General features: G+C 45.1%; 6 protein-coding genes. 2 read left to right on the top strand and 4 right to left on the bottom strand.

What is annotated here, in order from left to right:
- Positions 1 to 296 precede the first annotated feature (296 nt).
- The 4 genes from J2W69_RS19710 to J2W69_RS19725 all read right to left on the bottom strand — a co-directional run bounded on the left by J2W69_RS19710 (position 297) and on the right by J2W69_RS19725 (position 8,433).
- Entirely contained in the window at positions 297 to 440 is a 144-nt protein-coding gene (locus J2W69_RS19710; RefSeq protein WP_310281775.1) for a M13-type metalloendopeptidase, read from the bottom strand.
- 119 nt (positions 441 to 559) lie between these two features.
- Positions 560 to 1,342, bottom strand: a complete 783-nt coding sequence (locus tag J2W69_RS19715) for an FKBP-type peptidyl-prolyl cis-trans isomerase N-terminal domain-containing protein (RefSeq protein ID WP_310281778.1) — start codon at positions 1,340 to 1,342, stop codon at positions 560 to 562.
- The gene (locus J2W69_RS19720; RefSeq protein ID WP_310281780.1) at positions 1,335 to 4,409 is read right to left on the bottom strand and encodes a CehA/McbA family metallohydrolase domain-containing protein; all 3,075 of its coding nucleotides are present in this window, start codon (positions 4,407 to 4,409) and stop codon (positions 1,335 to 1,337) included. Before J2W69_RS19720 ends, J2W69_RS19715 begins: the two co-directional genes overlap by 8 nt.
- A gap of 730 nt (positions 4,410 to 5,139) precedes the next feature.
- Complete coding sequence (locus J2W69_RS19725) at positions 5,140 to 8,433, bottom strand: hypothetical protein (protein WP_310281782.1); 3,294 nt, start codon at positions 8,431 to 8,433, stop codon at positions 5,140 to 5,142.
- Positions 8,434 to 8,946: 513 nt separating this feature from the next.
- On the opposite strand from J2W69_RS19725, the gene J2W69_RS19730 reads away from it, so the two are divergent.
- Together J2W69_RS19730 and J2W69_RS19735 are read left to right on the top strand one after the other, a co-directional pair.
- The gene (locus J2W69_RS19730) at positions 8,947 to 11,178 is read left to right on the top strand and encodes a protein kinase domain-containing protein (RefSeq protein ID WP_310281784.1); all 2,232 of its coding nucleotides are present in this window, start codon (positions 8,947 to 8,949) and stop codon (positions 11,176 to 11,178) included.
- A 63-nt stretch (positions 11,179 to 11,241) separates the two neighbouring features.
- Positions 11,242 to 11,640 carry a hypothetical protein gene (locus tag J2W69_RS19735; RefSeq protein ID WP_310281786.1) on the top strand — a complete coding sequence of 133 codons (399 nt, stop codon included), beginning with the start codon at positions 11,242 to 11,244 and terminating at the stop codon, positions 11,638 to 11,640.
- Positions 11,641 to 12,088: the final 448 nt, after the last annotated feature.

The raw sequence follows: 12,088 nt of genomic DNA on the forward strand, positions 1-12,088 counted from the left end.
TTTCAATTTTGGAAGAACTCAGCGAGCAAGACCTCGTCCTGCTTATCAGGTTTTTGGTTAGCTCTGTCTATTAATGCTCCCTTGTACTTGAAGCTGCAGCCTTGTTGTTGCACCCTGCGGTCGACTTTAACGAATTGCATCCATCCAATTCACCTTACCGGCCAGTCTTCAGCTGTCAGAAAGTGCTTCCTTCACTTTCTTGCTTTGGAGTCGCCAGACCTTAAATACAACAAACCAAAATCAAAAAGGGCCGCATTGCGGCCCTGATATCTAACAATCCAGACTTAGTCTGATAATTACCAAATTTTCACGCGATTTTCCGGCGCTATATACAGCTTGTCGCCTTCTTTCACATCAAAAGCCGTGTAGAACACTGGCAGGTTAGACACTATGCCGTTGACGCGGTAATGTGGTGGTGAATGAGGACCTGTTGCCAGCATACATGCGGGCCCTGCGATTAAAGAGGAACATGCCTATAAACACTCCAAAAGTAACCCTTTGGATGAGAGGCAACCCATACCTGCTCAACCAGATTCACCTCTGGTTGAGCAGCATGAAGTTAGTGGTTGTGCCAGTCTCCATGATTATGCTCATGCGTATCTTTTATAGCAATCAGCTCCATTTCAAGAATATGCAATTCGCCAGGCTCAATTTTGCCGCGCAACCCCTGCTTGCCAAAAGCCTGATCCGCCGGAACAAACACCTTGGCTTTATCTCCGACTGACATATGTAATACTGCCTGACGCCAGCCAGGCATAAGTGCCTCTACTTTTTCAATAAAGGGGGTCAGTTCATCTTTCGACGAGGAAATAGTACTACCATCTATTTTCCGCGCAATGTAATGAACCTCCACATATTGTGACATAGCTGGTGGTATTTTCTGTTTCGCCTGCTGCAACCATTCCACTTGAACACCGTTGTTGAGTTCAACAATGCCGGGCATTTTTCTGTTTTTTGCCAGAAACTCGCTGGCAGCTTGTGTGTTCTTTTGAAATAGCTGTTCGTTGTGTTGCTCAATTTTTTGCTTTGCAGTCACTCTCCAGTCGCTGACCGATTTTTCAATAGTGGCTTCAGGGTGCTTTACCTTGTCAGGTGATGCTAATGCGTCCTGCAGACCCTGGTGAAAGGCAGCAACATCAATTTCCAATCCATTTTTCTGAAAATCACGGGCCATTTTTACCGCAACCGCATAACTTTGCAATTGCAAGTCGACTACTGGTGGCTGAGCTGCTGCAAGCCCAAGCATTGGCAACAAGGCGACTGTATATAAGGAGATCTTAAATTTCATTATTTGTTCCTCTTTAAAGGTGTGCTTACGCACACCTTTTAAGTTATTACTCATTATACATAACGGGTTCTTCGCGATTTACAAACCAGACCGGGTTAGTTACGGCAAGGTTTGGGGCACAACTGACACGTATTTCACCTGATGCACACCCTGTGTTGCTTGTGGATACTTCAGCACGGAAAAAAGCACGGTCAACATAAAAAAGTTGATCCTGTACCAATTTACCGCTGGAACTATCCCAACGCTCTTTGACAATCGGCAGATCGGCCATACGCACGGTAAATTTGGCAATACCTTGGTATGTACTGGCTAAACCGCCATAAGTTTTTTCCATGCCATTTGCGGTGGTACTCCATACCCTATGCTCTTTGCCATAGGCGGCGTGGTCTTTGTGCACACGGAAGCTGTAACGTGGGCTGGTATCTTGTGAGCTCAGATACACTTTCTGGCTTGCAGGTACAGTAAGCTGCCCCTCCCCCCAACGCGTCATATTAGCGCCAATTAACGATGGCTCATAACGAGGACCATTTAAGGGACCGTAGCGCACTGAACTACCCTGAGCATCATTTACACCCCCCATAAACAACATCACGCGATCAACATGACCAAAATCGGCCGTACTCTTAAATTCGACCAGAATATCAATCACCTGGTTTTGTAAAGAGCCATAACCTTGAGCTACCAGTGTGCCTCCCATAGGGGTGTCACCACTGTCAATAATGCCATTTTTGTTGGTGTCTATAGCAATACGCACCGCCGGGCCATCGGTAACGCTAAAGTTACCGGATTTGAGCCCTGCAACAATTTGTTCGTGCGAGTAAGCACGACCTTCAAACTGCTGATTGCCTTCAAGGCTGATCACTTCCCTGCCTTCTGGGTCTCCCACCATCACTAAGTTGCGCGGCGTCCCCATAGCGGTGTTGTTGATAGATTCAGTACCTGAAGCAATACCGTCGCGACGATGGTTAAAATCACCATGAGCATCAGAACCACCGGCAATAAACATTTTGCGTGGCTGGCTGTTGCCTAACCATGGCAGGGTGCGGATAAAAGACTTTTGCATACCGATCAGGTTCACCAGATCCAACATTTCAAAGCCAGCAACAGTCTCCTGAAAGCGCGAAGTTTTTTTCTCATCCCAGCTTAAGGGTTTTGAATCGTCAAGCTCACGTAACGGGTCATACAGCATACCGTCATACCAGCCAGACATTGTTTCATTTTTACACTCACCGCCTAACGTATAACCAGTCTTAGGGTCGGGATTATTTTTCTTCCTGTACCCGTCCTGAGCTCCTCCAATAGTAATAGTGCCAGAGGAACAGCGGGAAGCAGTAACTTTTACTGCAGGATTTGCAATATGTGTTTTTACTTTGTCATTTTCATTCCAGGCTTGCAGGCCCAGTATGTACGGACTTTTCATCGCATCCGTTAACTGGTCTTTCGATAAGGGCCTGATATCCGGCCCTAACCTGCCCAGGCCATAGCCAGATGCCATGGCGTTGGGGTGGGCCAAAAAGGCATAACCTTTCCCTGCGTTTTCATATTCAGTTTCAATAATTTCTTTTAGCCTGCGGGTTGCACCACCGGTGTTGGTGGTATTCCCCATAATGCCGGCATCGTACAAATTGGCCGAAGCCGGAATATGAATTAAATGCTGACGGCTATAGCCAATACCCATCCCCTGAATATCTTTTAATAAAGCACGATTTTCGCCAGAGATATTTTCTGCCGTTTGTGTTTCTTTGCAAAGGCGTTGACGAACGAGTGTACCCGTAGTTGGGTGCGGAACAAGATTGTTGGTATTGTCTCCAGCTTGTGCTGGAGAGGTCACGTCGATAAAAAGATCGAGTTCATTACTGTGATCATCCAGGTATTTTGCTAAAGCAGAAAAACGACTCTCGGGGTAAAAGTGACACATATCATAAATAGTTTCTATATAAGGCGCGACAGTTCCTGTTTTCGCAGTTTTCCTTTGAGTGCTGGCTACAGCGGCACGCTCAGGTATATAGTCTACCTCACCACCTAAAATCATAGTGGGTACACGCAGCGTGTTGCTGCCAGGTGTTCCGCTGCGACGCTGATTTATAATTGGATAGGCTATTTCATTGGATCTGTTAGCACCTACAGGGCCAAATGAATAGTATCCAGAATCGTTATTTAATAAGCGCCAGTGGTTTCGCCAGCGCCTGGGGCTCATATCGCTTAAGACAGCATAACTGTCTAGCTCACCAAAAAAACCCAAGTCACCAGATACCAGAGCGCCTAAAATACCAAAGTCAATATCAAAGGCGATAAAAGATACCTGTTCGGCATTATTGGCGTGATCTGAAAAAACTACCCAGTCTAATCCTATGGCATTCATGGCATGCATAGCTTCGCGATACGAGTAACCCGCCTCACCAGTGTTATCAGTGCCCTGGGCATGATAATGCAAGTCGCCATAGGCGTAGCTGTCATCAAACTTTGGTAAAGGTTTGCTGGCGATCTTAGTCACCAGTTTGGTTTTCAGGCCGCGGGTTTTGCCATCGGTATTTTTGTACTTTACTTCGACTTCCAGCAGAAGATGGCCCGCTGTTTTCTTTTCAGGGTTATAGGACAAAACTGCATGCCAGGCACTGGTGTTATCAACACCTTTCAGCGCATTAGCAGTACAAGGGGTATCAGTGGCTTCACCACACAAAGTCTGATAGCCTTGAATGTTGTCGTTCCGATGCGGGAATGTCCCACCAAACCCCCCATGGACTGCAGGACGCACCAGAACACCATCATTGCCTTCTTTATGCCAAATACCGACTGTACTTTCTATTGACATAAAGAGCCAGGTACTGTCGTAGTTGGTCGTTTTTACTACATTACCGTGATAGTCTTTTTCCGTGACCTTAACACTGAGTATTTCCGCTGGCGAAGGATTTTCACAATCTGAAACTTCAACAGTCCAGAATTTACAACCTGGGGTATAGAGCCTGTTGTTAGCGTCATGAATGGTAATATTAATAGGAATGTTATCGCGAAAAACGCCATCATCACCCGGTGTTATCCGCCAAGGCACATCAATGGCATACTCCCATGAACCTACACGCTGTGGCATAGCGTACAGATAACTACTTGTTACTGCTGACATGCACAATGCTGCTGCCACAGCCAGTTTAACACTGCGTTTATTTAATCGAGTCATTTAAAACCTCTGCTTGTTGGTATTTCACTAAGTAAAACGAATTTGACAGCAAAAACGTCAAGCAGGTGTGTAAAAATCTGACTTTACATGGGCATCAAGGCACAATGATACTCGAACATATTTCAACCAGACAGCATGTATGGCCTCGCCTTATCTGATTCACTATGGCCATACAAGGCTTTGGTTAATTGACTCAGGAGTGTTCCTTATTAGCTTATGATAGTAAGCCTGCATTTTATGCAGTAGTTTGGCTTGATTGTTTTTGACCAAGAGCACTTAATCGGCACAGTTTACCGAGAGTGGGGTTTCATAATAATTCAGAATTTACTTTGTTTGGCACTGATGAAGATGTTCGTGAAAATAGTGTTTATCTTTAACATGCCTGTAACCTTGTTTTAGGCATTGTTCAGATTAGATATCCCCCGAAATTGAAGCTTACAATTTGTCATATAAAAACAAAAACAGCCTATTGGCCTATATAGCAGTGCAAATTAATACTTTTTGTTTTCAAAAAAGGAGGGGCGAAAGTACAGATGCCTCAGAGTTCATCCAAATAGTGCTGTCACCTTCAGAGATTGCTTACTGCAATACACAGTTTTTTCTTATCACATTCAACTTTGATTTATATTCGAAAAAAAAGGCCGGAGCCAGTTGACTCCGCCCCCGATAACGGCTGTTACTGGTAGCTATTAGTCCAGCTTAGTCCTTGATCAGATACAGACAAGTTTTCAATACCCAGCGGCAGTTCAGTTGCAGCACCAGACTGAGGTTGATAAGAGCTGAAACGAAGCTGCGCCTTACTGACACTTACCACAGCTTTAGTTTCACCTTCCTGTTGCAGGCTAATCAGATAGTGATCTTCATGTTCAGTTAACTGCACGCTGACTCTGGTTTGCTCATCGGTGCTGACACTGACAGAGTGTAAAAACAACTCTGAATTGGTGCTGTTCACTTCAATCCGGTGAGCATGATCAAGATGCTCGCGTTGCTCGTTAATCACCCTTACCGAATAGTTTTCTGTCGGTAAAAGTGTCTGTATCTCTGTTTTAACATGGCGGTTTTGACTGGTGTAAATCGGACCACTGATGTGTGGATGTAGCTGAACATGAGCCAGGAAACTAGCCGTACTGTCCGCTGATTTTTTCTCCACTTGATCCAGGATCAACAGAGTTTCCAGCGGTTTTATAAACAAGAATTCCCGTTTTACTTTGTCCACTTTGTCCTGTGGATAAGCTTGCGTCAGATCCACAGCAGCATACACATAGTCAGGTTCACTGGTAATATTCAGCACCCTGCCTCTGGACTGCAAATAAAAGCCAGGACCCTGACCATCGATCAGCAAGGTGTTGTGGGCAACAGGTGTATGAACTTCAACTGTACCTTCCCCACCAAAACCCGGAACCTGACCATTGGTTGAGCCAAAACCACGTGATGGTGATTCGCGACTTGCCCACACCCCATCTTTCCACAGCTGCCAGTTACCGGCATCCAGATGTTCATGACCTACAGGGTTTGGCGACACCAATTGCAGATTAAGTATGGCCGCATCAGGTTGCCATGAACTTTTGGAATACAGGTAGGCCGGATCACCGGAAATAAAGAAGTCCGTAGGTAACTCAGCCAGGTTGCCCTCTTCGCCACCATCATCAAAGGCCGCAATATAAGGCGGGATACCGCTGTTTAATCCGGTTCTGTTGATCAGGCTGCGCAGATAGCCTTCAAGAGGCGTATTGTTCCATTGAGTCACAGCGTAATGGGTAAACTGACGAATTCCGCCGTTTCTTGCACTGTGGTTGCTCCAGAAATTAGTTGCGTCACCATAAGGAAACACAGACCATACTTTTTCCTGGCTGTTTGGATTGTCATAGCTGTCTTTAGGCAAACTGCTGTACAGCAACCACCAGGCGGCATTCCGGTACCAAGGCGTTTCCTGATGCAGGTCACGGCCATACAGTGCAAGTGTCTGCTGCACAGTAATGTTGTAGTACAACATCATTGGACCGTAATCCACGCCTTCAGCTGGAATACCTGACGGAGAAACGCCGTTGTAATGTGGAATAGCTATCGCCTGCCAACGGTCGGCCATAGCACGACGAATAAATTCAGGAGCATTCTCACGTTCATGGAAGTTCGAAATGCCCCACAATACTGCATTGCGGAAGTAGCCCCAGAAATAGTTATTTTCGGCAAATTGAACCTGCTCTCCGCCCCAATAGGCATTAAGGAAATGAGTGAAAGTTTGGTCCAGTTTTTCTGCTATCTCTTCCCGTTGTGACACAGGAATGTAGTCATAAATCCAGTCGTAAGCCAGGATCACTGCTTCACCATACCAACGGCATTGATTACAGGTATTGCGCCCAATTTGTTGGTGCATGCTGTCGGTTGCATTGATGATGCCTTGCAGCGCAATATCAGCATAACTGCTGTTACCCGTCAGCAAGTACTTCAAAGCATTTCCTGCAGGATCAAAGCTGGAATGTATGGGGTTGGTTGTGGTTCTTGGCTCAAAGTTATTGTTAGCCGCCCACTGTTGGAGTGGTGCGAGACCACTGGAGTTAAATACCAGGCGTGGATGCGACTGAGGAATGTTTGCAGTCCAGCTTAGGTCGGTCTGAATAGGAGTTGCCGTAGGTGGAATTCCACCCGGTAAGGTTGGCCCTGCAGGAGGTGTTGGTTCTGGTGCATTATCAGCCGGGTACTGAGGAGACTCAGTAATACTCTCCCCAGTCGTAAACTGCCAGTAGCCAACAGGAATACCTGACAGATTCCAGGGGGCTGCATTAATTCGGGCAAATAAGTTATCCGCCTGAATTTCATAGCTGCTCTCCGGTAACAGCGGCACGTCCAGAACAAAACTCAGTTGTCCTTCCTGACTATCACCGCTTGCTGGATCAAATTGAGCAACTAACTCTCCGGTCGTGATGTTGATCACAGAAATAAAAGCGCCGTCAGTAAAACTGAAATTGCTTGGCGCACTAAAGGTAATTTTTGGTCTGCTTTGCAGCGACACATTGGTTTGTCCTGGTGCAGGACTTAACATTTCAATGCCAGCCACATCATCAATTTCGCCCCCCTCGTCCGGTTCAGTCACAGGTGGTGATTCTGGCGGAGAAGGTTGGTCTGGTTGTGCTGGGTCTTCTGGCTGCTCAGGCTCTGCTGGTTGCTCTATCAGAGTTTCCCCTGTAGAAAAACGCCATACCCCGGCAGGTATTGCCGTCAAATTCCATGGCGATGTATTGATGCGGGAAAACAAATGCCCTGCCTGAATTTCATAACTTGTGTCTGCTTCAAGCTGATAATGCAGTTCAAAGCTGGTTTGGCCTTCCTGAGGATCCCCTGTTTCAGGATCAAATTCATCCACTGTGGTCCCGGTGTTCAGATTAATAAGCTTTATAGTTCCGCCTGTGTAGCTAAAATTGCTTGCTGCGGCAAAGCTGATCCGGGGGACTGTTGTCAAAGGAACATGGGTGCTGTTTTGAGCCGGAAATACCTCCGTAATACCAGCCTGAGCCGGCACCAAGGGTGCAGCAACAGTTTGACTTTCAGTGGTAAATTGCCATTGACCTGCAGCAATAGCCTGAATATTCCATGGGCTGGCATTAATCCGGCTAAACAAATGACCTGCAGTGATCTGGTAGCTTGTCGCTGGTCTTAGCGTACCAGCAGGAATAGCCAACCGCATCACAGCTTGCCTTTCCTGTGCATCGCCAGGCTCAGGGTCGTATTGATAAACAGTTTCGCCAGTTGCCTGATCAGTAACTTTAATCAGACCTCCGGTATAACCAAAAGAGGTCGTTGTACTGAAGTGGATTTCAGGTGTGATGTCCAGACTGACCTGACCAGAACCTGGAGCAGGAACCACACCTGAAATACCAGGCACAGCAACAGGCAATGGAGCTGGTACTGTTGTTGCAACTGCTGCTCCGGAAAATATCAGCAGGGGTATTAATTTCAAACTTCGACTTATCATGTCGTCTCCTTAGCTCTTATATGCAAGTACTCACACTACTGATAACGAAATTCCCCTGAGAAAAGTTACATTACCATCGGACCCAATTTGAAAACATCTGCATTTTTCACTCTGGCCCATTAGTTTGCAATACTAAGAGCAGCATAATTCTCGGACTGAACAACCAAAGCCGATAATCAATAAACCCGAGCTCGGCTTAACGAGCAATAACTGCAATGACATTAAACTCCGCGTTTGGGATGTTCTGTTGTGACTTATTGCCTCTCCATTGATAGATCGCTGAGCCCTATACTCGAGCGATTTTCTGAAACTAAATCTAACCAACATTCATAGTGTTGATTATTTACACTGATTATTTTTGGACAAAATCATTCCGCTTTACGTTTAGCTAAATGTTAAAGCAGCCACAGCAAAGTGCTATTTAGTTTGCTAGGCTTTTAACAGTCAGAATCCGTGCTGGCGCAGTAAATATACGGCTGGTGTTGCTTATTAATCGCTAAGTGTGCTCAGATCATGCAAGACATTAATCCTTTTGCAGCGTCTATGACAGGGTTTGCTCACAAACTGCTGTCGGACAATGCTGAAACCGACTGTTATCCAAATCTGTGTGGACGAAGATTTGGTGCTTATGAAGCTGAACGTTTACTCAGTAAGACGATTATGTCTGTTGTTTATCTAGCTAAGAGAGTAGACGGCCTTTATCAACAGATTGCTGTGCTTAAGGTATTACGTGCCGATGTAGTGATGGATCAGCGTGCTGGCTTTATGCGGGAATGGAATACACTGGCAATGTTGCGGCATAAAAACATCGCACAATTGTATGATGCGGGAGTTTCAGAAGACGGTTTGCCTTTTATGCTGATGGAGTATGTATATGGAGAGCCTATAACCCGATACTGCAACCGCAAGCGACTATCAGTAGTGCAGCGAATTGCTTTGTTGAGGCAAGTGCTAGATGCTCTTAGCTATGCTCATGTCAATCTGATAGTGCATCAGGACATTAAACCCGCCAATGTGCTAGTGACTCCTGATCGGGAAGTTAAAGTACTGGATTTTGGTATAGCCGATGCCCTAAGTCAGGGAGGACACAGCAGCACCCTAGGTGGTGGCTTAGTATATACACCTTCTTATGCCAGCCCTGAACAACGACAAGGCATTCGGGGCCTTGTTACCACAGATATCTGGCAAGCCGGGCTACTATTGCAAGAATTGTTAACAGGTAGCAAGGCAACACCAACATACAATACAGCAGAATCAGCATCAAACCCTTCAGCGGCTTTACTCCAGATGTTTGATCAGAAGACTATCTTTTCTAAACGTAGAATAGCAGCACAACGCTCTGCTACTATTCAGCAATTTAGAATAACGTTAGCATCGGATCTGATTGCCATTATCAATAAAGCTATGACACCAGAGGCTGACAACAGATATCAGTCAGCGTCGTCATTGCAAGATGATCTTCACCGATATTGCCATTTTTACCCGGTCAGCGCCACTGGCAAAAGATGCTGGCGTTTCAATGCGTTGCTATTTATAAAACGTAACTTCAGAGGGGTAATTACAGTAGCGCTGACAACGCTGATGACAGCATGTGCGTTGTGGTACCACATTGATAATATCACTCGTTTACAAGCCGAGTCTGAACTTCGAGCTAATCGTCATGCAGCAGCATTTGATTATATAAACAATATGATTACCAGCTACGATCCCAGCCGAGCAAGCTCACGCGAACATGCTATTGTGGACATGCTGGACAATGCTCTCAATTTACTAGTCGAAAAACCTATTAAGGATATATGGGTCCATGAATCTATTAAGAGTGTAATAGCCAGAACCTATATCAATAATAACGACCCCAAAAAAGCACTTTCCATATTACTTACCGTTAACCCTGTTTTGGAGCAAGAAGATCCTGATCTTTACTGGTTGTCGCAAGTTCGCTTGGGAAAGACACTGATGTTACTAAATCAATACGATCAGGCGAAAGTTATACTAGAGCGCACCTTGTCGCCACAGTTCGGGCTGCAATGGCTTCAAGGTGACAAAATCCGATACCTGAATACATTAGCTGATTTAGCCAGAGTTTATCTTTTTACCGCCTATTTTGGACAAGCCCAACAACTTATCCAGTTGCTAAACACGGAGTTAGCTGAACTTGAAGCTGACGCAGCCACACATACGTTGAGAAACACCTTACCTGCAAATTATAAGTCTTTATCATCCTATTACCGAGATTTAGCTATCGTTTATGGAGGGACTGGCGGCGTTGCACTGATGTTAAACAGTTTTGACGACGCCTATGCCAGTTTTAACAAAGCGTTATCGCTACTGCCAACTGCATTACCCGTTACTTTTGACTGGCTAAGAACCGGTTATTTGGAAAGTCTGATTTATTCAAATAAATATGCCGAAGCTTGGCAGGTGTATAGCGATCTGGAGTTTGAGATTGGTGCAGACAAAATTGTGGCGGGGCACATAACTTTAACTTTAATGCGCGGTCTCTTGCTGGCAAAAACAGGGCATGAAGCTGAAGCGTTACATGTTATCGAAAACGTAACAAAAGTACATCAGCGACCTCCAAAATACGTACCTTTTTTTGTTGCTGAAATATACAGCGCTTTGGGTGATTGCAGGCGAGCAAAAGTTGAGTACGAAAAGTTCGTACATTCATTTCATGAGTCAGAACGTGATAATGGTTATTTAAAAAGTATGCAAGGCCGCGCAGCGAATAGCGGCTGTTTATAAGATGATTTATCAAATCTTATAGTTCTTATAAAAGTATTTATATTCAAAAAGTGGTGTTTAAATATGATTGACAGAAGGTGGCCTCAGCCATTGTTACAAAAGTATCAGAACTGGTTTAGTGGCTCAAGCAGCACTCCTTCAGACTTGCTGGCAGATAGCTTTGTGTTGCGTGCTAATCCAATAAGCGCTGAAGAACACAAGATCGATACTGCGAAGGGGTATTTGGCTGCACTCTTTTGCGAACCAGCTATAGTAGAGCTGCTGATGGAAGACAGTACGGGATGTTTATGGTTGCTTAAAAAGGAATACCCTCGCAAAGGTGCTGTACTGAAACAACATGTGTTGGTGCTGACAGAGCAAGGAGTCTGTGGCAGATGTGTTGCTTTGACAATGTGGCAACAACAAAAACTGATTGAAATAGGGGCTGGAGAAAAAAGTTTACTGGCAGGGCAGTTTTTTTAACTGAATTTTACTGCGGGCATCACCCATGCGAGGCGTATGTGCTTTCTCAATCGAAGTTCGAATTTAAGCTACTGTTTTACATTATGATAAATACTCTAACCCTCGCTTTATTGACTGTGTTTTTAGGAGGCGTCATAGAGCCAATTGACAATACAGAGCCATCAGGCTGGAGCTCGATTAGTGCGGCTATCTGGCATTGTTTCAATCGGTTAGTATTAGTCACTATTTTCACTTATCCAATAGCGTATTTCATTGGAGTTAAATTATATTTGCACAAAAATGACTCACTTTAGCTGTACTAGTGCTCTTTCCACTTAATTCTGACTGATTAAATTGCCATACGCCCGGTTCAGTTTTCGCCGGGCTCCATCCACATCAAACATCCAGTTGATGCTGGCTTTTTCTGCATTCCGGCTATCTTCCCAAGCTTTGAGTTCGCTGATTAATA

Source organism: Rheinheimera soli, assembly GCF_031457405.1.
Classification (GTDB): domain Bacteria; phylum Pseudomonadota; class Gammaproteobacteria; order Enterobacterales; family Alteromonadaceae; genus Pararheinheimera; species Pararheinheimera soli_A.